The 23,432-nt window shown below is 53.2% G+C and carries 22 protein-coding genes; 14 read left to right on the top strand and 8 right to left on the bottom strand.

The window, feature by feature from the left end; genetic code table 11:
* Positions 1-27 precede the first annotated feature (27 nt).
* The 8 genes from AC2FNV_RS09245 (at position 28) to glmM (ending at position 11,363) form a co-directional block, all read left to right on the top strand.
* Positions 28-552, top strand: a complete 525-nt coding sequence (locus tag AC2FNV_RS09245) for a DUF6446 family protein (RefSeq protein ID WP_170603791.1) — start codon at positions 28-30, stop codon at positions 550-552.
* 286 nt (positions 553-838) lie between these two features.
* Entirely contained in the window at positions 839-3,058 is a 2,220-nt protein-coding gene (glyS, locus tag AC2FNV_RS09240) for a glycine--tRNA ligase subunit beta (RefSeq protein ID WP_170603790.1), read from the top strand.
* 67 nt (positions 3,059-3,125) lie between these two features.
* Complete coding sequence (locus AC2FNV_RS09235; protein ID WP_170603789.1) at positions 3,126-5,687, top strand: putative PEP-binding protein; 2,562 nt, start codon at positions 3,126-3,128, stop codon at positions 5,685-5,687.
* A 187-nt stretch (positions 5,688-5,874) separates the two neighbouring features.
* Complete coding sequence (locus tag AC2FNV_RS09230) at positions 5,875-6,516, top strand: cell wall hydrolase (protein WP_170603788.1); 642 nt, start codon at positions 5,875-5,877, stop codon at positions 6,514-6,516.
* 74 nt (positions 6,517-6,590) lie between these two features.
* The gene (locus AC2FNV_RS09225; RefSeq protein ID WP_170603787.1) at positions 6,591-7,970 is read left to right on the top strand and encodes a multicopper oxidase family protein; all 1,380 of its coding nucleotides are present in this window, start codon (positions 6,591-6,593) and stop codon (positions 7,968-7,970) included.
* A 99-nt stretch (positions 7,971-8,069) separates the two neighbouring features.
* Positions 8,070-8,990 (top strand): dihydroneopterin aldolase, encoded by a 921-nt coding sequence (locus AC2FNV_RS09220; RefSeq protein ID WP_170603786.1) that lies wholly within the window; start codon positions 8,070-8,072, stop codon positions 8,988-8,990.
* A complete protein-coding gene (gene folP / locus AC2FNV_RS09215) occupies positions 8,987-9,985 on the top strand; it encodes a dihydropteroate synthase (RefSeq protein ID WP_170603785.1) in 999 nt (332 codons plus the stop codon). The genes AC2FNV_RS09220 and folP overlap by 4 nt, the downstream gene beginning before the upstream one ends.
* Positions 9,986-10,019: 34 nt before the next feature.
* Entirely contained in the window at positions 10,020-11,363 is a 1,344-nt protein-coding gene (gene glmM / locus AC2FNV_RS09210) for a phosphoglucosamine mutase (RefSeq protein ID WP_170475726.1), read from the top strand.
* Here the strand turns inward: glmM and AC2FNV_RS09205 are convergent.
* Positions 11,360-12,262, bottom strand: a complete 903-nt coding sequence (locus tag AC2FNV_RS09205; protein WP_170603784.1) for a DMT family transporter — start codon at positions 12,260-12,262, stop codon at positions 11,360-11,362. The genes glmM and AC2FNV_RS09205 overlap by 4 nt on opposite strands.
* A 79-nt stretch (positions 12,263-12,341) precedes the next feature.
* Here AC2FNV_RS09205 and AC2FNV_RS09200 point away from each other — a divergent pair, with 79 nt between their 5' ends.
* Both AC2FNV_RS09200 and AC2FNV_RS09195 read left to right on the top strand, forming a co-directional pair.
* On the top strand, positions 12,342-12,671 hold the full coding sequence (locus AC2FNV_RS09200; protein ID WP_170603783.1) for an ArsR/SmtB family transcription factor: 330 nt from the start codon (positions 12,342-12,344) through the stop codon (positions 12,669-12,671).
* Positions 12,652-13,107 carry an SRPBCC domain-containing protein gene (locus AC2FNV_RS09195; protein WP_170603781.1) on the top strand — a complete coding sequence of 152 codons (456 nt, stop codon included), beginning with the start codon at positions 12,652-12,654 and terminating at the stop codon, positions 13,105-13,107. Before AC2FNV_RS09200 ends, AC2FNV_RS09195 begins: the two co-directional genes overlap by 20 nt.
* A gap of 44 nt (positions 13,108-13,151) precedes the next feature.
* On the opposite strand, the gene ilvC is transcribed toward AC2FNV_RS09195, so the two are convergent.
* A complete protein-coding gene (gene ilvC / locus AC2FNV_RS09190; RefSeq protein ID WP_170603779.1) occupies positions 13,152-14,174 on the bottom strand; it encodes a ketol-acid reductoisomerase in 1,023 nt (340 codons plus the stop codon).
* Between the two features lie 131 nt (positions 14,175-14,305).
* On the opposite strand from ilvC, the gene AC2FNV_RS09185 reads away from it, so the two are divergent.
* Entirely contained in the window at positions 14,306-14,761 is a 456-nt protein-coding gene (locus AC2FNV_RS09185; protein WP_170603777.1) for an Lrp/AsnC family transcriptional regulator, read from the top strand.
* Positions 14,758-15,216 (top strand): Lrp/AsnC family transcriptional regulator, encoded by a 459-nt coding sequence (locus AC2FNV_RS09180; protein WP_170603776.1) that lies wholly within the window; start codon positions 14,758-14,760, stop codon positions 15,214-15,216. Before AC2FNV_RS09185 ends, AC2FNV_RS09180 begins: the two co-directional genes overlap by 4 nt.
* A gap of 6 nt (positions 15,217-15,222) precedes the next feature.
* Here the strand turns inward: AC2FNV_RS09180 and hutC are convergent, their stop codons facing one another.
* On the bottom strand, positions 15,223-15,924 hold the full coding sequence (gene hutC / locus AC2FNV_RS09175) for a histidine utilization transcriptional repressor HutC (protein WP_170603774.1): 702 nt from the start codon (positions 15,922-15,924) through the stop codon (positions 15,223-15,225).
* Between the two features lie 228 nt (positions 15,925-16,152).
* Here hutC and AC2FNV_RS09170 point away from each other — a divergent pair, with 228 nt between their 5' ends.
* Entirely contained in the window at positions 16,153-17,280 is a 1,128-nt protein-coding gene (locus AC2FNV_RS09170; protein ID WP_170603772.1) for an aminotransferase class V-fold PLP-dependent enzyme, read from the top strand.
* 13 nt (positions 17,281-17,293) lie between these two features.
* On the opposite strand, the gene AC2FNV_RS09165 is transcribed toward AC2FNV_RS09170, so the two are convergent.
* The 3 genes from AC2FNV_RS09165 to AC2FNV_RS09155 all read right to left on the bottom strand — a co-directional run bounded on the left by AC2FNV_RS09165 (position 17,294) and on the right by AC2FNV_RS09155 (position 19,545).
* Positions 17,294-18,490 (bottom strand): UbiH/UbiF family hydroxylase, encoded by a 1,197-nt coding sequence (locus AC2FNV_RS09165; protein WP_170603770.1) that lies wholly within the window; start codon positions 18,488-18,490, stop codon positions 17,294-17,296.
* A 74-nt stretch (positions 18,491-18,564) separates the two neighbouring features.
* Positions 18,565-18,813: a hypothetical protein gene (locus AC2FNV_RS09160; RefSeq protein WP_170603768.1), complete on the bottom strand. Its 249-nt coding sequence runs from the start codon at positions 18,811-18,813 to the stop codon at positions 18,565-18,567.
* A gap of 87 nt (positions 18,814-18,900) precedes the next feature.
* Positions 18,901-19,545: a pyrimidine 5'-nucleotidase gene (locus AC2FNV_RS09155; protein ID WP_170603766.1), complete on the bottom strand. Its 645-nt coding sequence runs from the start codon at positions 19,543-19,545 to the stop codon at positions 18,901-18,903.
* 101 nt (positions 19,546-19,646) lie between these two features.
* Here AC2FNV_RS09155 and AC2FNV_RS09150 point away from each other — a divergent pair, with 101 nt between their 5' ends.
* Positions 19,647-20,294 (top strand): GntR family transcriptional regulator, encoded by a 648-nt coding sequence (locus tag AC2FNV_RS09150; RefSeq protein WP_170475704.1) that lies wholly within the window; start codon positions 19,647-19,649, stop codon positions 20,292-20,294.
* Here the strand turns inward: AC2FNV_RS09150 and AC2FNV_RS09145 are convergent, their stop codons facing one another.
* A complete protein-coding gene (locus AC2FNV_RS09145; protein WP_367648295.1) occupies positions 20,295-22,169 on the bottom strand; it encodes a glycosyltransferase in 1,875 nt (624 codons plus the stop codon).
* An 88-nt stretch (positions 22,170-22,257) separates the two neighbouring features.
* Positions 22,258-23,418 carry a glutamine-hydrolyzing carbamoyl-phosphate synthase small subunit gene (gene carA / locus AC2FNV_RS09140; protein ID WP_170603764.1) on the bottom strand — a complete coding sequence of 387 codons (1,161 nt, stop codon included), beginning with the start codon at positions 23,416-23,418 and terminating at the stop codon, positions 22,258-22,260.
* Positions 23,419-23,432 lie beyond the last annotated feature (14 nt).

Below are 23,432 nucleotides of genomic sequence, written 5' to 3'. Positions count from 1 at the left end.
AGGCATCGTGAGCAGGAGGTTTTTACGATGACTGGAAAACTGCTTGCCATTCTTCTTTTGATTTCGGCGGTAGTGGCTGGAGTGGGCATGTATTACCTTCAGATTTACGGGTTTTACTATGATGTAGAGGCTGAGCCCGGGCAGGATGTTGTCCTACTGGAAAGTGGCGCGGACGCTCCTTCGCCTATCCCGTATACCGATTTTGAGGCGATAGATGCGGACAGTTCTCCTATTCGTTACCGTGCTTGCTTTGAAACTGAGCTGAGGCCGTACAATATGCAGGACGATTATATTGTCGTACCGAAGGCCGAGCCGCTAACGGCGCCGGGATGGTTCGAATGCTACGATGCTCTGGCTTTGGCTAATGCGTTGAAATCCGGGGAAGCACAAGCATTTATGGGGATTAAAAACGTCCATTTCGGTGTGGATCGAATCGTGGCAGTGACTAATGAAGGTAAGGGGTTTGCTTGGCACTCCCTGAACAATTGCGGGGAAAAGGCGTACGATGGGACTGTAGTCGGCGAGGAATGCCCGCCGCGAGCAAATGATTGATGGTATGTTTTACCAAGAGATCTTTTAGATTTTCAGTTTTTCGTCGCGTTTGACACTGGTGCCAAGTACATCATTTCTGGACGGTGTCGCAAACTCAACCTCAAGCTAATAATTTGGATGCCATAGGTCTTCCAAAAAGCAGTTGATCGAAAATATGAAACTTGTCTTCGGGCTATGTGGCCTATCACCTATTGCCTTTATAGTGCCCGGCCTTGTATCCGCCTTCATTGTGGATATCACAATTAACATAGTCATCCTGACAATCGCCAATTTCTAAGGACTGAAAATGCCTGACCTGCTGATTGAACTGTTTTCCGAGGAAATTCCCGCGCGCATGCAGGCCCGCGCTGGCGAAGACTTGAAAAAGCGGATTACCAGCGGTTTGGTCGAAGCAGGTTTGACGTATTCATCAGCAGTCGTACTTACCACACCTCGCCGTCTGGCTCTGGCGGTCGAAGGGGTTTTGGCGGAGAGCCCAACAATCCGCGAAGAACGTAAAGGTCCGAAAGTTGGCGCCCCGGATAAGGCGATAGAAGGGTTTCTACGCGGGGCAGGTTTAACCCGGGATCAATTGGAGGAACGCGATACACCCAAAGGCGCGGTGTATTTTGCCGTGATCGAAAAAACCGGGCGTCCAGCCGCCGAAATCGTAGCCGAGGTTTTAGAGGCAACGATACGCAATTTTCCCTGGCCGAAATCGATGCGATGGGGCAACGGCGGATTGCGTTGGGTTCGTCCCTTGCACTCAATTCTTTGTATTCTGTCGGATGAAAGCGGCGCACAGGTTGTTCCAATGATGGTCGAGGGTATCCCGGCCGGAGATACGACAGAAGGCCACCGGTTCATGGCCCCTGGTCGTTTTTCCGTAAACTCTTTCGAGGATTACGCGGAGAAACTAAAGCGATCCTACGTGATGCTTGCGCCCGAAGAACGCGCTGAACATATCTGGAATGATGCGCAGAACCTAGCTTTTGCGGCCGGATTGGACGTGGTCGAGGATAAGGGTCTTCTTGCTGAAGTTGCCGGACTGGTGGAATGGCCCGTTGTTTTGATGGGTCAGATCGATGCCGAGTTCCTCGATCTTCCTCCGGAAGTTTTGCAGACATCGATGAAAGAGCATCAAAAGTTCTTTTCGGTCCGAAACCCAAGGACTGAAAGAATCGAGCGTTTCATAACGGTTGCCAATCGTGAAACGGCGGACAATGGGGCCACAATATTGGCCGGAAACCAAAAGGTGTTGTCGGCTCGTTTGGCGGACGCGAAGTTCTTTTGGGATAATGACCTACGAGTTGCCGAATCGGACATTACCCACTGGACGCGTGCGCTTGAGAATGTGACTTTCCACAACAAACTTGGAACACAGGCCCAGCGGATTCAGCGCATCGCTTCTCTTGCCCGCGAATTGGCACCCACAACAGGGGTGGATGCCGATTTATCCGAAAAAGCTGCACGCTTGGCTAAGGCTGACTTGAGCTCGGAGATGGTGTACGAGTTTCCCGAACTTCAAGGACTTATGGGGCGCTACTACATCAAAGCAGCGGGGGAAGACGCCTCTGTAGCTGCTGTCGCGCAAGAGCATTACTCGCCGCTTGGACCGTCCGATGATGTGCCAACCTCGGCTTTGTCGGTGACTGTAGCGCTGGCAGACAAGCTGGACACGCTGGCAGGTTTTTGGGCGATTGACGAGAAACCGACTGGTTCAAAAGACCCGTTTGCCCTTCGTCGCGCGGCACTTGGCGTTATTCGTTTGGTACTCAGCAATGATTTGCGCCTCCCGCTGGATCGTTTTTTTGACAGCCAGTTGGTGAGGGCTGAAAGCGCAGCAAATAACGCTTTACCGCGCGAGAATGTTGAGCATTTGTTGGACGAAATCGCAGACCACGGTGTTTTTGGCGCGGCATTTCAGGCCGTAAAAGAGAAGATCGGCGAAATTCCCAACTCCGATTTCCTCAAGCTTGAAAAAAAAGTACCCGACGCTTCGGATGACCTCCTTGATTTCTTCCATGACCGGCTCAAGGTTTTTCTGCGTGAAGAAGGTATCAGGCACGACATCATCGACGCCTGCATCGCCATGGATGGCAACGACGATTTGACCCTGCTGGTCAAACGTGCGCGCGCTTTGAACGCTGTGATTGAGACAGAGGACGGCGAAAACCTTGTTCAGGGTTTCAAACGGGCCAATAACATCCTGGCCCAGGCCGAAGAAAAGGATGGGGTTGAATATTCCTATGGTGCGGACATTAAGTTTGCAGAAACGGACAGCGAAAAAGCGTTGTTCGATGCTTTGGACACCACAAAAACGAATATCGACCAGGCATTGAAATCAGAGGACTTCCCAGCGGCAATGTCGGCAATGGCGTCTTTGCGGGCACCGGTCGACGCGTTTTTTGAGGATGTTCAGGTTAACACCGACAATGACATCTTGCGCCGCAATCGTCTGAACCTGCTTAATCAAATCCGCCAGGTCTGTTCATCGGTCGCCGATCTGACCCGGATCGAAGGATAATGACCGGGCCACAAGGTCTTGTAGACCAGAACTTCCTTGCACGACGGGCGCAGGTGCCTATGCTGCGGTGGAACCACGAGGTGCTGCAGTGCAGAATAATCCGCATACAACACTGATAACGACCGACGCCCCGGTGGCTGCGAGCACTCATGGTGGGCGCGCTAAGTGTTTGCAACGACTTGTTCGGTTGAACCTGCCGGTGCCTCGCACGGTGGCTTTGTCCTTTGATGCGGTGCAAAAGATCGCAAAGGGCCAGATGCCGGATATCGCCGCAATTTTAGATCAGTTCGATACATCGGCTTTGCTGTGCGTTCGCCCCAGCTCGGAGGACCCTGATTGGGGCGGTCCCGGTGCTGTTCTCAACATCGGCATGAATGACGCAAGTTATTTGGATTTGTCTGCTGATATGGGTGCCGATGCCGCTGCGGCGTTGTTTTTGCGGTTTGTGCAAAGCTACGCGACGCACGTCGCCAGACTCGACCCGGATGTCTTTGATGATATTGATGCAGACGGTCGCGAAGGGTTGAGTCTGAGCCTTCGCGCTTACGAAGACGAAACGGACGAAGCTTTCCCACAAGACCGCGGCGAGCAGCTGATCGCAGTGCTCAGATCCATGGCTCGTGCATGGGATGGGACGTCTGCTCGCCTTCTTCGTCAAGCTAAAGGGGCTCCTGCCGATGCAGGATTGGGATTGGTTATCCAGGAAATGATCCCAGGTGTTGGGCAGGGTGAATGCGGATCGGGTGTTTTACAACTGGTTGATCCTGCAACCGGTTTGCAGCAGATCACCGGACGGTATCTGAGCCAGAGCCAAGGGCGCGATGCGCTGGGTGAAGGGGTGTCCGCCTTATATCTTGAAAAGGATCCGCGCGGCCAGTCACTTGAAGATCTTGCGCCAAAAGCCTTCGCCGAACTAAAGGCGCACGCTGCACTGATGCGTGAGAAGCTTCGAGAAGAGATGCAGGTCGAATTCGTCATTGAAAACGGCCATGTTCATATTCTTGATGGTGTTCGTGTGCAGCGTGGCTCGCGTGCTGCAATGCGCATAGCAGTTCGTCTTGCCGAAGACGGTGTTATCCCAAGGCAAGAAGCGGTAATGCGTATCGATCCGCATTCATTGAACGAATTGCTCCACCGTCAAGTTCATCCTGACGCTCGGAGGGATGTGCTGACAACTGGTATTGCTGCAAGCCCGGGGGCTGCAACTGGGAGTTTGGTTTTTACTGCCGCCGAAGCCCAGGCTAGTGCAGCCAGGGGCGAACCCTGCATTCTGGTGCGACGTGAGACGTCCCCTGAAGACGTCCGAGGCATGCATGCCTCCGTTGCTGTTCTAACAGAAAAGGGCGGCATGACGAGCCATGCCGCTGTTATTGGTCGCGGCCTGGGCCTTCCCTGTATAGTGGGAGCCTCAGGAATGCGTTTTCAAACTAAGTTGAAAACTCTGACTGCGCCGGACGGGCGAGTTTTCAAAACCGGCGATATTCTCACGATTGATGGGACATCCGGACAGGTTTTGGCTGGGCAGCCTGCTATGCTTGAGGCGGCGTTAGATGATTGTTTCCAGACGCTTATGTCATGGGCTGATGCAGAACGCGATATTGCGATCCGAGCAAATGCCGATACCCCCGCTGACGCTCAGACCGCGCGCAATTTTGAGGCTCAAGGCATTGGCTTGTGCCGAACAGAACACATGTTCTTCGATCCCGGTCGACTGACCGTTATGCGCGAAATGATCTTTGCTCAGACATCGTCTGGCCGCGCTGCCGTGCTTGAACGTTTGCTGCCAATGCAACGGCAGGATTTTGTTCAACTGTTCCGGATAATGGAAGGGCAGCCAGTCTGCATCCGTTTATTTGATCCGCCGTTACATGAGTTTCTTCCTACGACGCGTAGCGGTCAACGCGAGTTGGCCGAGGCATTGGATTTGCCGGTTTCGGATGTGGAGCGGCGCGTGGATGCGATGAGCGAATACAACCCGATGCTAGGGCTGCGCGGTGTTCGCTTGGGCGTTACTGTGCCGGAGATCTATGACATGCAGGCTCGGGCGATATTTGAAGCTACTCTAGAGGCCAGCAAGGATGGAGCGCCAGTTGTTCCCGAAGTGATGATTCCGCTGGTTTCCGCCAAGCGAGAAGTAGAACTGGTCAAGGCCCGAATTGACGCTGTCGCGGCCGAAGTCTCGTCGGAGCAAGGGCAAGAGATCGATTATCGACTGGGTGTAATGGTCGAAACGCCACGCGCATGTATGCGGGCAGGTGAAATTGCAGCGCACTCCGCTTTTCTCAGTTTTGGAACCAATGACCTTACGCAAATGACCTACGGATTGTCGCGCGACGACGCAGGACGGTTTATGTCGGCATACGTTAAACTTGGCGTCTTCAACGAAGATCCATTTCATGTTCTGGACGCCGAGGGGGTAGGAGAGTTGTTAAAATTAGGCGCTGAGCGCGGACGCGAAGCGCAGCCCGAGATAACGCTTTCGGTGTGCGGGGAACACGGCGGCAACCCCGAATCAATCGCTATTTGCCGTGACCTTGGGTTTGATTACGTGTCGTGCTCTCCATTCCGCGTGCCCGTCGCTCGGCTGTCTGCCGCTCAACTGGCAATTTCCTCCAAACTTGGGGGTTGACATAGATTAAAACCCCTAGAAATAGTGGTTGCGAGATAGGGTGGTGGCCAGATTAATTTGGCGGCCCGGGCGAGATTCCTCTTGTGATTTTCAAAAAACTGGACCTTTGCCGCTGGGTAAGGTATCAGCCTCGTCGCGCCCGCCGGGGGAGGGTATGGCGCGTTAAGTGCCTGTGCGAGGTTATCTGATGAGACGTTACATAGTGGTTGCTGCCGCAATGGTGGCAACCGTGCTGCCGATTATGTCGTCTGCCGATAGGCAGAGTGTTGAAACGACGAAGAGAGAACTAGTTTCCCGGAACGAATTGCCGTCTGAAAGTTTTCGCGATTATTTGAAAATTTTTAAGCCTAGAAAAGCGCCAGAACCGGTTGAAATTTCTTACACAAAGGCTTGGCTGGATCAACAGCCGAAGGCATCAGGCGACGAGCATTTTCGTTGTTTGGCCGAGGCTTTGTATTTCGAGGCACGGGGGGAAAGCATCCGTGGTCAGTTTGCCGTAGCCGAAGTGATCCTGAACCGTGTGGACAGTACGCGATTTCCGAACTCGCTTTGCGGAGTGATTAATCAGGGTACAGGGCGCAAATACCAGTGCCAGTTCACCTATACTTGCGACGGTAAGAAAGAAGTTTTCCACGAAAAGAGAGCGTACGAACGCGTCGCCAAGGTAGCACGCGCCGCAATCGATGGCGTTGCAGAAGAGATGACGTCTGGCGCCACTCACTACCATACTAAATCGGTTCGACCTTCGTGGTCGCGGGTTTACAAAGAGACGGCACGGATTGGCGTGCACATCTTTTATCGCCACAACTACCGCACTGCGAGCAACTGATTGTCGCTCCTGCGCTGGAAGCTTGGTGCGGTAATACAATGTTCAGACTATATTATGGGCCGGGGAGGCCCATAATGCTGTTTAACAGAAGACAAATCTTGAAATCGGCTGCGGCTCTGACTTTGCTGCCACTGGCAGCGCGCGCTTCAAATCATGTGATGGTCGCAAGCGAAACCATTCAGCAACTGGCACCTGAAGGTTTCGACAAGACAAGGGTCTGGAGCTTTGGAGGCTCGGTTCCCGGCACAGCAATTCGGGTCGAGCAGGGTGCGCGTGTTCAACGTATGGTGGACAACCAATTGTCCGTTCCGACTTCTGTCCACTGGCACGGAATTCGCATCGACAATGCAATGGATGGAGTGCCCGGCGTCACACAAGAAGCAATCCCTGCGGGGGGAAGCTTTGAATATGATTTTGTGGTGCCAGATGCCGGAACTTATTGGTATCACGCGCATAATCGGTCGGTTGAACAGGTGGCGAGGGGGCTGTATGGTCCGCTGATCGTGCAAGAGGCTGATGCTCCTGATGTAGATCAGGACTTGGTTCTGATGCTGGATGATTGGCGGATTGATCCCGAAACAGCACAGATCGCTGATGATTTCCAAAAAAATGGGCACGATCTCAGCCATGCAGGTCGGATCGGGAACCTCATCTCGGTCAATGGGTCCTTTGATCCTACAATTCCAGTCAAACGCAATGAACGCTTAAGGTTGCGTCTGATTAACGCTGCCAACGCCCGGATATTTGACGTTGGAATTCAGGGTTTGAATGGATGGATCGTGGCGCTTGATGGAATGCCGCTGGAAAATCCGGTTCCAATTTCCGAATCTTTTCCTCTTGCTCCTGCGCAACGCGCCGACCTGTTGGTCGACGTTGATGCTGTATCAGAAGAAACAGCCAGCCTTGTGAGCGTGGAACGGGATGGTGCTTTCGGATTGGCAAAGTTTGCAGTGAGCGGTGAAATCTCTGCAACCGTCAGGCCCGCGCCGAACCCTCTGCCGCCCAATCGGTTGCCAGACGTATCGTCTTTTCAAAGCGCCCCTTTGCACAGAATGGTTCTTCAGGGCGGAGCAATGCGCTGGTTAGAAAACGCACGGATCGGTGAAACAGAGTTAACGGGCCGAGAATTGGCTCAACTCGGGCGTTTTTGGGCTTTGAATGGAGAGGCTGAGCGCCCTGCTGAGCCGTTTTTGAAAACTTCAGTGGACAGCATCCACCGTATTGAGTTTGTAAATGAGACCGCTTTCCCCCATGCGATGCATTTGCATGGACACCACTTCAGGTTGGTCGACGGGGATGGCAGCCTTGGGCCGTGGCGCGATACCGTACTGGTTGATAGGGGCCAGACCCAGCAAATTGTTCTAATGGCGGACAACCCCGGCGATTGGCTGCTGCATTGCCACATGTTGGGTCACGCGGCCTCAGGAATGATGAGCTGGTTTCGCGTAGCTTGACGCCGCATTCAGCGGGTAGAATGGCGTTTGTCGTAGTGGTATAGGCCGCCAGAGCGCCTAGACTGGGCGACAAGTACTTGATGGCAAAGGGCCTGACCAATGAGTTCTGAAATCCGTCTTGCTTTTGCACACCCGTCTGAACGGTCCGAAGCAACAGCGGCGCTTGGGCCACTGGATCGTATTTCATTACGCGATCATATCGTGGACGTCGAGATAGGTGCCTTTCAGTCCGAGCGGGGCACGACCCAGCGCATCTGCTTCAACATTGTTGTTGAAGTCCGTCCGCTAACGGATTCGATTGATGATGATGTTGATCGAATATTATCGTATGACCGAGTGACTGAGGCTATCGCATTTGAACTTGCGGCGGAAAGGCTGAACCTTCTGGAAACACTGGCCGATCGCGTTGCCGAACGTGTTTTGCTTGAGCCTCAGGCGGTAAGGGCTTTTGTCAGAATAGAAAAATTAGATCGCGGTCCCGGTGCGTTGGGCGTTGAAATTGTTCGAGGCAAAGGTGCACTTCATCATGACGTTACAGAGGAAGAACGCCCACATCCGCGCTTAGTATTTCTTTCCAATGCAGCAATTGAATCTGAAAACCTGACAGGTTGGATTGATCAATTGCAAAACCGCCAACGTCCCCTAATTTTGTGCGTCGGCGCTTCCCATTTACCCGTCCCTGAAACTGGCCATGCAATGACACAGCGCCGGATCGATCTGTTGGCTATCGAACAGAATGCGTGGGTACTGGCGGCGCGGGACCACCGCTGCGTTGTGGTATCGACGCGTACGGAATTGGATTGGGCGATGAAAAACGGTCAAATCTGCGTCTGGGCCCCATCAAAGATTGTTCTGGATGCTGTTGATGGGCCATCGGCCGCGCCTTCGGATGCAGTGGCACTGGCTGCATGGTTTGCCGCGACGTTTGAAGCCAGCGAAATGCTGGTGATCGGTGGAGAGCTTCCTGAAGCTCCAAAAACACCGCTACGCGCAATTCCCCTAGAGCAAGTCGAGCTGTGACAGAATACTACAGACCTTTGGTGCAGCACGGTCCCATTCGGCCGGAAGGTTCAGCGCCTCTGGCCGGCCAGAGCAAGTGGTTTACACATGCAGAACGTTTGACGCGTGGCGCTCCAGCCCAAATTGTCACTGTGCAAGAGATTCCGGAGGATGTGCTCCGACGCATTTCTGATCCGCGGCAGATCGTAATGGGATTGGACATGTCTGAACCGCAAATAATGGGCATCCTGAACGCCACTCCGGACAGTTTCTCTGACGGAGGGCTGCACAATTCGGTTGAGACTGCACTTTCTGCGGCTCGCAGCATGTTTGCCAATGGCGCCAGCATCTTAGATATCGGCGGGGAATCCACGCGACCCGGAGCCGACTTGGTTCCCGAAGACGAGGAAATCGCAAGGACGCAGCCCTTGATCCAGGCGTTAAGGGCGGAAACGGATGCGGCGATTTCGATCGACACTCGAAAGAGCAAGGTAGCGCGGGCTGCGCTCGAGGCCGGAGCTAACTTGATTAATGATGTCTCGGGCTTCACATTTGATCCGAAACTTGCGCCGTTTTGCGCAGAGAAAAACGTTCCGGTCTGCGTCATGCATATGCAGGGAGATCCAGGATCGATGCAAGAAAATCCACAATATAACAATGTATTGCTGGATGTTTTTGACTTTTTGAAAGGGCAGGTTGCAAAGCTGACTGCCGCAGGATTATCGCGCGATCTTGTAATCGTCGATCCGGGCATAGGATTTGGCAAGACTGTTGAGCACAATCTGATCTTGATAAAAAATCTAAGTCTATTTCACAGTCTGGGTTGCCCTATCCTTTTGGGCGCGTCTCGCAAGGGATTCATAGGGCAGATCGGGCAGGAGCCACGCAAGAATGCTCGGGCACCCGGATCTATAGCCGTAGCACTTTCGGCACTTTCACAGGGCGTGCAGATAGTGCGTGTCCACGATGTGGCAGAGACCTCTCAGGCCTTGCGTCTGTGGGCAGCGGTCCGATAATCTGGGTAAAAAAAGAAAGTCAGGAGATTTATCAGTGCGCAAGCTTTTCGGAACCGACGGGGTGCGGGGCACCGCAAATACATACCCCATGACGGCTGAAATGGTATTGCGCATTGGCGCGGCTGTCGGGCGATATTTCCGCCGAGATGCGTCAAGCGAGCATCGCGTTGTAATCGGCAAGGACACGCGGCTGTCTGGCTATATGCTGGAAAACGCTTTGACGGCCGGGCTTACGTCGACTGGGATGAATGTTTTGCTGCTGGGCCCGGTCCCGACTCCAGCGGTTGGACTGATGACCAGCTCAATGCGGGCAGATCTTGGGGTTATGATTTCGGCCAGTCACAATCCGGCCGAAGATAACGGAATCAAATTCTTTGGGCCCGATGGTTTCAAGTTGTCGGATCACGCTGAACTCGAAATAGAACAGTTGATCGAAGCAGGTGTCAGTCCGGCACAGGCGCAGAATATTGGCCGTGCGCGACGGGTGGACGACGCCCGTTTCCGCTATGGCGAACGTGTGAAGTCGTCACTTCCGCGTCAGGTCAGGTTGGACGGTTTGAAGGTGGTAATCGACTGTGCCAATGGTGCAGCTCACCGAACCGCGCCCGAGGTACTTTGGGAACTTGGTGCCGAAGTTATTCCTGTGGGTGTTTCTCCCAATGGAAAAAACATCAATCAGGACTGTGGATCAACCAACCCACGGGTTGCTGCAGAGACTGTGGTAGCCCACGGCGCAGATGTTGGCATCTGCCTCGATGGCGATGCTGATCGTGTTGTCATGATCGACGAGACCGGCAAAGTCGCTGACGGGGATCAGATTATGGCTCTGTTAGCAGGGGCTTGGTCGCGCGCTGATCAATTGAAGGGTGGTGCGTTGGTCGCGACGGTCATGTCGAATCTTGGGCTGGAACGGCATTTGGCGACACAGGGTTTGCGGTTGGAGCGGACTGCAGTGGGCGATCGCTATGTCGTCGAACGGATGCGTGAAGGCGGATTTAATCTGGGTGGTGAGCAATCTGGACACATTGTGATGAGCGATTACGCCACTACAGGTGACGGTTTGATGGCCGGATTGCACTTCCTTGCAGAGATGGTGTTGACTGGACGCAAAGCTTCAGAACTGGCGCGGCAGTTCGAGACTGTGCCGCAATTGCTTAAAAATGTTCGCTACCAAGCTGGGCAGTTGCCGCTAGAGGCAGCAAGCGTAAAGGCCGCTATTGTAGATGCCGAAGCTCGTCTGAGCGGGCAGGGGCGGCTATTGATCCGCAAATCTGGAACCGAGCCATTGGTTCGCGTAATGGCGGAATGCGAAGATGCGGCATTGTTAATGCAAGTGGTCGACGGGATCGTTGCCGAGGTTGAAGCAGCGGCCGTTTAGCGTCCAATTAGCAATTTTCGCAAACTGAACCATTGGCTAATAGCCAAACCAACAAGAATCATCGCCAAAGCTATGTAGAATCTTAGAGGCAAGGCTTCGGACAGAATCCATGAGCCAAAGACCATCGACCAGATAGGCACTTGGTAATTCACCAGGGTCATGAATACGGAACCAGCGCTTCGGATGATCGACACGCGCAGCAGTGTCGCAAACGCGGTAGGAACCAATCCCAGTAGGATTATAGCGGTACTGGGTATGCTTCCATGCCAGGAAGGGAGGCCTTCGACCAACAGCATTAACGGTAACAACGCGATAGAACCAACAACCAACGATAGGGCCGACAAGACAACAGGATCAATTGGTGGGCAACGACGGGTGAAGATCGATGCGCAGGCAAAGCATAAAGCGGCTCCAATACAAGCCAACTGCGCCAATGGTTCCGTACCCTTACCGAGTTGCACTAGTCCCGGTCCGATCAGGACCAGAGCGCCGGAAAATCCTACCAATACGCCAACAAACCGACGCAAGTTCAACGGCTCATCGGAAAAGAAATGTGCGAGCGGCAAAACCATCAAGGGTATTGCGGCCATGGAAAGGCCAGCAAATGCCGATGACACAAATTGCTGCCCCCAGCTGAGCAACATAAAGGGCAGGGCAGTCGACAGAATGCCGATCACGATAATCGACCGCCATAGATTTCGGCCCCCTGTCGGTATTTTTCGCTTGGTGATCCACATCATGATCAGCAAGGTGACTGCACCGAGCGTAGTGCGTGAGGTTGCAACAGTGAGCGGGCCGTACCCCTCTAACGCCATTGCCACCACCATGAAAGTGCCCCCCCAAATGAGGCCGAGTGCGATGACGCCGCCCCAGTTGCGGTATTCGGATTTTTTGACCATTCCCTCCCATTATCCTGCAGTAAAGGGGATGTCACTGGTCTGACATTGACATTATGTTAGTGTCTACTTACGGTAAGTCATGGCTAACATAGATCCATTTGTAGCGCTTGCCGATCCGACCCGGCGTCGGGTGTTTGAAGCAATCGCAAAACATCCGTATGCCGTAGGCGAGTTGTCGAATTTTCTGCCTGTAAGTCGTCCGGCTATATCTCAGCATTTGAAAGTTCTCTCCGATGCAGGCTTGGTGATCTGCCGGCCGGAAGGAACGCGGCGAATCTATTCAGCCCGTCCCGAAGGGTTAGCGGAAATACGTGCTTGGCTTGATAAGTACTGGTCTGAATTACTGGAGAGTTTTTCTTCTGAAGTAGATCGAGGAAGCGTGATAAAAAATGACAGACCCTATCGTTAAGGCAGTTACGGTCAGCGCCACACCCGTTCGCGCTTTCGAAGTTTTTGTTAACCATATCGCAAAGTGGTGGCCCTTGGATAAGCACGCAGTTTCAGCTGCTGATGGAAAACCCGCCCTGGCCGTAACGATTGAGCCAAAGGTCGGCGGCGCGATCTTTGAAACCAAATGGGATAGGGAGCGCGCGGATTGGGGGCCAGTGTTGGAATTCGAGCAAGGACACAGGCTGGCCTTCAGCTGGCACCCCGGTACGGACAAGACAAAACCGACACGGGTAGAGGTGGTGTTCGAAGAAGACGCCGGCGGTTGTTCGTTGATCACCCTGACCCATTCGGGCTGGGAAATCTGGGCTGCTGAGGCACCCGATAAAATGGACGGCTATAACAACGGATGGGATTTTGTATTCGGGGAACGCTATGCAAGCGCGGTTCAAAGGTGAAAAGGACGGCCTGCAAAGCCGTCCTTTTGCTGAATAATTCGGGTTTAGTTCTTTTCTTTGTCGACCATTTTGCCGGCGGAGATCCAAGGCATCATTGCGCGCAATTTGGCGCCTGTTTCTTCGATCATATGTTCGTCGTTAGCCCGGCGTGACGCTTTGATGGTTGGTTGCCCAACAGCGTTTTCCAACATGAAATCGCGAACAAACTTTCCTTGCTGAATGTCTTCCAATACGGCTTTCATACGTGCCTTGGTCTCGTCGTATTGCAGGATACGAGGGCCAGTTACGTACTGTCCGTACTCCGCTGTATTTGAAATCGAGTAATCCATGTTGGCGATGCCGCCTTCATAGATCAGGTCAACGATCAGTTTTACTTCGTGCAGACACTCGAAATAAGCCATCTCGGGCGCATAGCCAGCTTCGACCAGAGTTTCAAAGCCGCAACGGATCAGTTCGACCAAGCCGCCGCACAAAACTGCTTGCTCACCAAACAGGTCGGTTTCGCATTCTTCCCGGAAGTTGGTCTCGATGATGCCCGAACGACCGCCGCCAATGGCTGAACAGTAAGACAGGCCGATTTCGAGCGCTTTGCCGGTTGCGTCATTGTCGACGGCCACAAGGCAAGGAACACCGCCACCCTTGGTGTATTCGCCACGAACGGTGTGTCCGGGACCTTTCGGTGCCATCATGATGACGTCCACGCCTTCTTTCGGCTCGATCAGACCAAAATGCACGTTCAGGCCGTGAGCGAACGCAATGGCTGCGCCTGGTTTGATGTTGTCGTGCACATATCTTTTGTAGGTTTCGGCCTGAAGTTCGTCGGGCATGGTGAACATTATGACGTCGCACCATGCAGCTGCTTCGGCGATTCCCATAACCTCAAGACCTTCGGCTTGGGCTTTCTTGGCCGATGGCGAGCCCTCACGCAGAGCGATGACAAGGTTTTTTGCACCCGAGTCACGCAAGTTAAGAGCGTGGGCATGGCCCTGCGAGCCATAGCCCAGAATAGCCACTTTTTTGTCTTTGATCAGGTTGATGTCGCAGTCGCGATCGTAATAGACACGCATTTTACCGGTCCTTTCAATTTTCATTGTGATGCTTTTAACTGGGCATTTTTGTATTGGCGAGCCGATCAGGGTTAAGTATTTACGGAAATGAGGAAAACTAATTCGTTGAATCGAGAAAAATCGGAAAAATCATGCTGGATGATCTAGACCGACGGATACTGCGCCATTTTCAGGCTGATCCGAGCTTATCGGCGGCTGAACTGGCTGAGCGGTGCGGCATCAGCTCGGGAGTTTGCTGGCGTCGGGTGGAAAAGATGCAGGCTGCCGGGATAATTCTAGGGCAAGAAGCCGTAATTGATTGGGCTGCGCTCGGATTTGCACTCGAGGTTTCTTTACGGGTTACGCTGGACAAAACTCAACCTCGCGCCTTCGACGAGTTCTTGGAAGCTGCGCGTCAAGTGCCTGAAGTCATGGAAATCCAAACGTTCCTGGGGCGCGTGGATGTGCGTCTGTCGGTTTTGGCGCGGGAAATGTCACACTACCAGAAGGTTTATCGCGACAGAATTCTGACGTTGCCACACATCGCAGATATCGAAGCCTTGATGCACATAGCAAGGGTCAAACGCAACGAAGCGCTTCCCCTATGATCGAATTGGATGAAATCGATCGCAAAATTTTGCGTGCTTTGACTCAGGACGCCACACAAAGCGCCGGAGCGTTGGGGCGTCGGTTTGGTCTTTCTCAGCCAGCAACTTGGCGGCGCATTCGCAGATTGGAACATGCCGGTGTTCTGCGAGGGCGCCGACTGTGTCTGAACGCCGAGGCGTTGGGTTTCGGTGTCACTGTTTTTCTGGGTGTTAAACTGGCGCGCAAGGGTCAGGTCAGCCTAGAGGACTTTGAACGCGCGGTCAGCGCCATCCCCGAAGTTCAGACTGTTGAGCACGTATTAGGCCTGTATGACTATCGTTTAAGGGTCGTGGCGCGGGATTTATCTGATTTTGAACGTGTCCTCAGGCGGAGAATCATGACTTTGCCAGGGGCAGGAGACGTTGAAGCCAACGTTCTTCTGACTGAAGAACGCCTGGCTGGACCAATCGGATAAGGCCAATCAATACCTGGACCGGATACAATAGCTTGGATGATGAGTCATTCGGGCAAAAGTGATGGGCTGCCCGTCTTTCCAAGTTGTACGTTCAAGCTGAATTATCGATGTTCCAGTTGTTGTGCCCATGAACTCTGCCAACCTACCGTCCGCCGAAATCGCCGAAAACGATATTTCAGCCTCGGTAAATGGGGCGGCATGCAGCAACCATTCGTTCGGTCCGCGAACGTTTAAGTCCGCGTGCTCTACTTCGGGAACGGTTTCGATGTTTATCCATCGTTCTTCCAGTTGAAACGGGCGGTTGTCAGCGTAATGCATACAAACAACCTGCAAAATCCGAGCGTTCGGCTCGACATCCAGTTGTGATGCGAGCCAACCGGGACTATAAACAATGTTTCGTTCGACTAAAGAATAGCGGTAAACTGAATTTTGTTTTTCTACTGCCTGCCGCGCCAGTGAAATCTCTAGTTTGGCTTGCCTTTGAGGTTCCTTGGTGACCCGGGTTCCGCTTTTTCGCTTACGCTCGACAAACCCTTGATCAGCCAGCTCGCGAAGTGCGCGGTTCACGGTTGCCCGTGCACAATTGAATTCTTCGGCCAATTGGGTTTCTGTGGGCAAAAGCGAGCCCTGCGGCCATATGCGTGACTCGATCCTTCTTTTGACTTCGTCCCTTACAACTTGAAAACTAATCCTCTTATGTGAAGCCACGTGCTGTAATGTCCTTCTTGTTCTACGTGAGCTTATCTGTTCAGAAACACGTCATGGTGTAAAGAGAAGGTGACACTAGTTAGCGTCATTTCTGTATTAAGTTGTTCACATTGATAAGTAAATAAAGCGTGAGGTGAGGGTTTTTGGCCAATCAAAGTAGAATCGATTCCGGCTTTACCCACGTATCGGGACGGTGCAGAAAAGATGCAGATTTAGAAAGGACGTGTCATGACCGCTTTGTTGGAAACCGTAGACCCCGATGGCCTTGAAGAGTTTTCAGTTGTTTTCACTGATCGATCGCTAAATCACATGTCGGCCAGCTTTCAGCAGGTAATGCGCGATATTTCGGCAATGCTACGCGAGGTTTATCAAGCTGACGGTATCGCAGTGGTTCCGGGCGGCGGAACTTTCGGGATGGAGGCGGTTGCAAGGCAATTCGCGCGAGGTGCAAGTGTAGTTGTTGTACGCAATGGCTGGTTTTCTTACCGTTGGAGTCAGATTTTCGAAGCGGGTGGGTTGACTGCCAAGGCGACTGTGCTCAAGGCGCGCCAGACCGGAAATTCCAGCCCTTCGCCCTTTATGCCAGCCCCGATCGACGAGGTGGTTTCGACCATACGCGAGCAACGTCCGGATATGGTTTTTGCACCGCATGTTGAAACTTCGGCAGGGGTTATTTTGCCGGATGACTATGTGACCGAAATGGCGGCAGCGGCCCATGAGGTCGGTGCGCTGATGGTATTAGATTGTATTGCGTCAGGCTGTGCTTGGGTCGATATGAAGGCTACTGGCGTTGACGTGCTTATTTCCGCGCCTCAGAAAGGTTGGAGCGCCACGCCGTGCGCCGGTCTTGTGATGCTGTCCGAACGGGCAGAAGCGCGTCTTGCCGAAACGACGTCCGACAGTTTCGCCATAGATCTGAAGAAATGGCGCCAGATCATGCAGGCCTATGAGAACGGCGGTCACGCGTATCACGCGACAATGCCCACAGATTCTTTACGGGGGTTTCGCGATACTATGATTGAGACACGCGATTTTGGATTTGAAAAATTGCGCTTGGCTCAATGGGCATTGGGTGACGGTGTTCGTGAAATGCTCAAGGAAAAAGGTGTTGTTTCAGTCGCGGCTGAAGGTTTCGGCGCTCCGGGAGTCGTGGTCAGTTACACCTCAGACCCAGAGGTGCAAAATGGCAAGAAATTTGCGGCTTTAGGTACACAGATTGCTGCTGGTGTACCGTTGCAGTGTGATGAACCTGAGGGGTTTAGCACATTCCGTCTTGGCCTATTCGGGTTGGATAAGCTTTATGATGTGGAAAGAACCAAAGAACGCCTGCGGCGCGTTCTGGATCGGGTTTTGTGAGCGTTTCTGTGCCTTAGCGAATACCAAGGCCCATCTGCATCAACGTCCTACGGACAGGAGGCAAAGAATAAAGTGCGTTCAATCCCATGGCCCGGGCGTCGCGGAGAGGACGCGCTTCGATCATCGAGGCACGGTTCAGCAAGTCTATTCCTTTAACCCTTAAGGCAATATCGGCATGTCGGGCCTTATGATACGCATCCAGCATAGTAGCGTCGCCCAATTCTTCGGGGCGAGACTGTGCAAGCTCCAGCAGGCAGCGTAAATCGCCCAACGACATATTCAAACCCTGTGCGCCAATGGGCGGCACCACATGGGCCGCCTCAGCCATGAGAGCGATTCTTTCACCGGAAAGCCGTTCGGCCGACTGGCTGATTATTGGCCAGATCGTGCGGCGTGACGATAACTTAAGCTGCCCAAACAAGCCGCACGAGCGTTCTGTCATCTCTGATTCAAAAGCTTCGGTTTCAGCGTTCAGCAACTCGACCGCGCGCGGCCCGCGCTCCATCCAGACAACAGCAGACGAGGGGGTGCCCCGCCAGTCGGGTAATGGTACAAGCGTGAATGGCCCGCCTGAGCGGTGAATTTCTGTGGATACATTTTCATGCGCGATGGGATGCGTAACCGAGAAGGCCAATGCCTTTTGACCATAACGGATTGTGTGTACGGGAATCCCTGCAGCCTCGCGCATCGGCGACCCGCGACCATCAGCTGCTATAATCAACTTGCAGCGAACACGATTGCCATCGCTTAGCCCGACGCGTGCCTCGGTTGTTCGTGTGAACAAGTTGACCGTGCCAGTACCGGGGCGAAAATCTACACTAGGCAGTTCCGCAAGGCGGGCCAATAGTTCACGTCGCATCAGCCAGTTCGGTAAGTTCCATCCGAAGGGTTGATCGGATATGTCAGATGCGTCGAAGTCGCGTACGACGCGGGGTTCTGGCAGCTCTCCGCCGGCGTCAACTATGCGCATAACTTTAAGCGGGGCAGCATCGCCTTCAATACGCTGCCAAACACCACACTGGTCTAACAAGCTGCGAGCTGGTTGAAGAAAAGCAGTTGTTCGCAGGTCCGAGCCATTTGCATCGCGCTCGGTTACAGGCGGGGCAGGGTCGACACAAATCACATCAAAGCCCGCCGAGCCAAATACGGCAGCGGCTGTCAAGCCGGCGATACCCCCTCCGGAAATTAGGATGTCACAGCTATCTGTCATGGCTTGGCTCTCCGTGCTGAGCAAACCTTAGGGTCGTTGTTAAGTATTCGCCAAGCGACATCCTGTCCCTCTGATTAACCGCGTGACACCAAGATAAGCAGCAGGAACATCAGCGGTACCATCGCTAACGCTGGCAGATACAAGCCCGGTAGGCCATAGATCATCGCAGAACACCCCCACATGGCAATAATGGCTGCTGCGGTGTAACCGAGGTCCTCAGGATCTCCGTGTGCAACGTCTTTGGCCATCCAGCCAAACAAAGGAATCGCAAACAGCACGCGCTGCCATAAAGGCATGCGGATGGGTACTTCGATGGTGCTCATGAAATTCTCCGATTGTGCTGTTCTATTAAACACATATGGGGTGGGTTTAACGTCGGTTGGATGTGCAGATCGTCGCACTGCGTCAGCCTATCGCAGATGGCCAAGAAACGCAGTTAAGTCGTCAGTGTAGTGGTGGATGTGATCCGCTTCGTGCGGGTCTGGCGCGACATGAACAGTGCGCATACCCATCTCGTATGGGGCAGCCAAATTACGGGGATCATCTTCGAACATCGCGGCTTTGTCAGCCGATATCCCGTCTTTCTCGAATATCGACTCAAAAGCCGCTCGTTCTGGTTTCGGGCGATATTCAGCATGCTCGACGCCATATATCGCATCGAATAGTCCATCCAAACCGCGCGCCGAAAGAACACGCTCGGCATAAGGAGCGGATCCATTAGTGTACACTACGCACCGTCCCGGCAAGGCGCGAATGTTCTCAGCTAAGTGGGGGTCAGGTTCCATATGACTCATGTCCACCTGATGTACTGCGTGTAGATATGGGTCTGGGTCCAGATCGTGTTCGGCCATTAGCCCCGCAAGTGTTGTTCCGTATTGGCGCCAATACTTCGACCGTAACCTGTCTGCCTCGGCCCGGTTAACGCCGATTGCACTAACGACATAATCCGTCATCAATACCTCGATCTGGTCGAACAGGCGCATATTCGGCGGATACAAGGTGTTGTCCAGATCGAACACCCATTGGGTAACATGAGAAAAGGCAGGTTTAACCATAGGACGGGTTTAGGCCGACCAGTCAAGGTTTTCAATGGCCGCTCTTGATTGCTGACCGCCGGGGCGGATAGACATGTCCGAACGAAGAGAAAGATGGCCCTATGCCCCAGTCCAAGCAGTCCAATACTGACGCCTACAGCCTGATACTCGAAGCCATTGATGTCGGTATCTATAAACCAGGCGATCGTCTGGTGGAAAGCGAGTTGGCCGAACGGTTCGGCGTTTCCCGCACACCGATCCGCGAGGCATTGCAACGGCTTGAAACGCAATCGCTTTTGGAGAGGGATGGGCGATCGCTTATAGTGGCATCTTTGGATCACAATCAGATGGCCGAACTATACGTTGTCCGGCGCGAGTTGGAGGGGCTGGCGGCAAGTCTGGCGGCGCGTCATGCAACTACCGAAGAAATCAAGCTTCTGCAGGACATGGTTGCGGCCGACGACGCTTTGGTCGATGACCCCACAGCGCTTTCCCGCGCGAACCGACGATTTCATGAGCAGATACATCTCGCCTCGCACAACCGCTATCTGGTTCAGCAGTTGGATTTGGTGCACCGAACGATGGCTTTGATGGCAACGACTTCTTTAGCAGTTCAAGGGCGAGGGGAAATTGCGCAAAGTGAACACAAAGCAATTGTCGATGCGATTGCGATGCGGGACGAAGAAGGTGCCGCGCTGGCGTTGAAGGACCATATTTCGGTTGCGTTCATGACACGTCTAAAACAAGAAGCCGTCCAACGTGAAAAATAACTATCGTTCGAGCGCAGATACCTCTTCTTCGGCTTGTCCATGCTGGGTCTTGTCCCAAAAGAACGGGTCAACTGCCAATTCCCACAAGGCTTTGTAAGCCGCCAGTACGCCCAGGGGGAAATACAACGCCATTGTCGGAACCCACGGGATCAAAAACCGTCTGTTTCCGGCAACAACACCGAGAGCTCCAACCAGAATGTTGACGGCTTCTGCCGCAATGAACAGGAACATGCATCCCGCCATAATGTTGGTGGAGATCACATTTTGAAAAGGATGCGGCAAACCCAACGTCGCCAACCAGAACAACCACAGGACCGGTGCCAGAAGAAATTGCCCCAGCGTCCCAAGAAAGAAAGCCTGAACCCCAAGAAAACGCGGCAGCCCGAGTTCCCTAAGCAATTGCATCGGCGCGCGCATGTGCACCAAATAGGTGACCATAAAGCCCTTGAGCCACCTCGAGCGTTGTTTAACCCACGGCCAGGCGCGAAAGTTTGCCTCTTCAAACGTGGCCGTATTTACGACTTCGGTTCGATACCCGGCTCGGCACAACCGCACACCCAAATCAGCATCTTCAGTTACATTGTGCGCGTCCCAGCCGCCAAGTTCCAATAGCTTTTCGCGACGAAAGAAAAACGTGGTCCCACCAAGCGGAACAACTAATCCCATACGCGCTATTCCAGGCAGGATTACGCGGAACCAACCGCTATATTCAATCGTAAAGCACCGAGAGCGCCAGTTGGTTCGCGGGTTGTAATAGTCCAGTACGCCTTGCAAGCAAACGACATCATCAGAAACCTGCGCAAATTTTCTAACTACAGTTTCCAGCTGATCGGGCATTGGCGCGTCTTCGGCATCCCATACCCCGACGATTTCGCCCCGACAGAAATCCAAAGCGTAGTTCATCGCCCGAGGTTTGGTTGTCAGGTTGCCCAATTCAGGAACGATTATTGCACGGACCCAGCTAGGCAATTCTACCCGTTTCAACGCGGCGTGTGTAACTTCATCGTGTTCTTCGAGGACTAGAACAACGTCCAACAAAGCTTTGGGATAGGTCAATCGTCGCAACCTGGAGATCAGGACATCAGCAATTTCGCGTTCTTGGTATAGAGGCACCATAATCGAAATTTTCGGAAGAAGGATAGGAAGCTCTGGTTCAATCAAACGGTCAACTCTTTGCTCTAAAACCGTAGTCACGGTTCCGAACACCCTGAACAGAAGGAAAAGAGCCAAAGTCATCGTGGCCGCCCAAAAAACGACCATCAACCCTGTATTTGGCGCGGTGACAAAAATGCCGCCAAAGGCAGATGTCACAAATATAGCCCTCAGCCGAGACCCCGTCCGAAAATTTCGGCAGCTCTTCGATGGTTCGACGCGGCTTTCAGCGGTTTGCGCAAGTTGGTTTGCACAGGATGCAGCTATAGCAGCATCAATCTGTTCCGGGCCGGCCAGCACTGGGGCCACTTTCAGACCACAGTCTTTCAATCCGTCCTCTACCAACGCAAAATCATCAGGCGTGGCTGTGGCCACTAATAGCAGAGGCCCCATGCGTAGCCATGGAACCACGTTATGCTTTATCCAGAATTCAACCGGTTTAAGCATGCAAAGCTCGGCTGACGGAGGAGAGCTTTCCAGATCCGCGATTTGCCATCCACTTTGATCAGACAAAGCAGTCAGAACGTCCTTACGACTGGCCCATCCCTCGCCGACCAAAATTTCCCCTAAATGGGCTCTCTGCCGGGATTGCATTTTCAGAGCACTTAAAAGTCGAGATTGTGTGATTACACCGCGGTCTAACAGGTATGCTCCCAATGGTTTTCTGGCTTGCGAACTAGAAACCGGCCCAGCGGATGCAAAGCGTTGAAGATTTAGTTCCACGATGTGAGGACCCTACCGAAAGCAATTTTCGGCAGATTCACTTAAGTAACGTTAATTTAATATTAATTTTAATAAAAACTGGAGAGCCTCAAGCTTTTCGCTCGGCCATTGCAGCCGTAAATCGTTCGAACAAGTAAAAACTGTCTTGTGGACCGGGCGATGCCTCGGGATGGTACTGGACGGAATAGACCGGCCGGTCGGTTACGCGGATGCCGCAGTTTGATCCGTCAAACAACGACCGATGGGTTTCGATTACACCGTCCGGCAACGATTGTGCATCCACTGCAAATCCATGATTCATGGAAGTGATTTCTACTTTGCCAGTTTCCAGATCTTTTACTGGGTGATTGGCACCATGATGGCCGTGATTCATTTTAACCGTTTGACCGCCCAGAGCCAAAGCAAGCATCTGGTGCCCCAAGCAAATGCCAAAAACGGGCAGATCGGTCTTTTCAAGAACTTCCTTGATCATCGGGACCGCGTATTCGCCTGTCGCGGCCGGATCACCTGGACCATTCGACAAAAATAGGCCGTCCGGGTCATGCGCCAGCACTTCTTCGGCCGTAGCGGTGGCAGGTAAAACTGTCACGTCACAGCCGGCAGAGGCGAGGCATCGTAGGATGTTCCGTTTGGCTCCAAAGTCCAAAGCGACAACTTTATGTATAGGATCTTCCTGACGCGAATAGCCGTCAGGCCATGCCCAACGCATCTCGTCCCAGCGATAGCTTTGGGCGCATGTGACATCCTTGGCCAAGTCCATGCCTTCCAAGCCGACGAAATTTCGTGCAGCTCTTATAAGTGCTTCGATATCGAAATTGCCATTGGGGTCGTGGGCCAATGCTACATGCGGCGCACCTTGTTGGCGTATGGCGCGGGTCAGGCGGCGTGTGTCTACGCCACCGATTGCAATTCGGCCTCGCCGTTCAAGCCATGATTTGAGTTCTTCGGTCGCACGCCAGTTTGATGGTTCGGTGGGGTCCCATTTGACAACCATTCCTGCCGCGACTGGATCTCCTGTTTCATCATCGTCCGGATTCACGCCCACGTTGCCGATGTGGGGAAATGTAAATGTAACTATCTGCCCGGCATAAGAGGGATCGGTCATGATCTCCTGATAGCCTGTCATCGCTGTGTTAAAGCATAACTCTGCTTCAGTCTGTCCTGTCGCGCCAAAGCCTGCGCCATAAAACAATGTTCCGTCGGCCAAAGCCAGGCATGCAGTGGGCTTGGACTGGGCGTTTTGTGCCATGGCGCGAGTCTCCT

Source organism: Ruegeria sp. BHSA163 (assembly GCF_059613365.1).
Note: the sequence above shows the minus strand (reverse complement) of the source record. Positions and strands in the feature narration are given on the sequence as shown.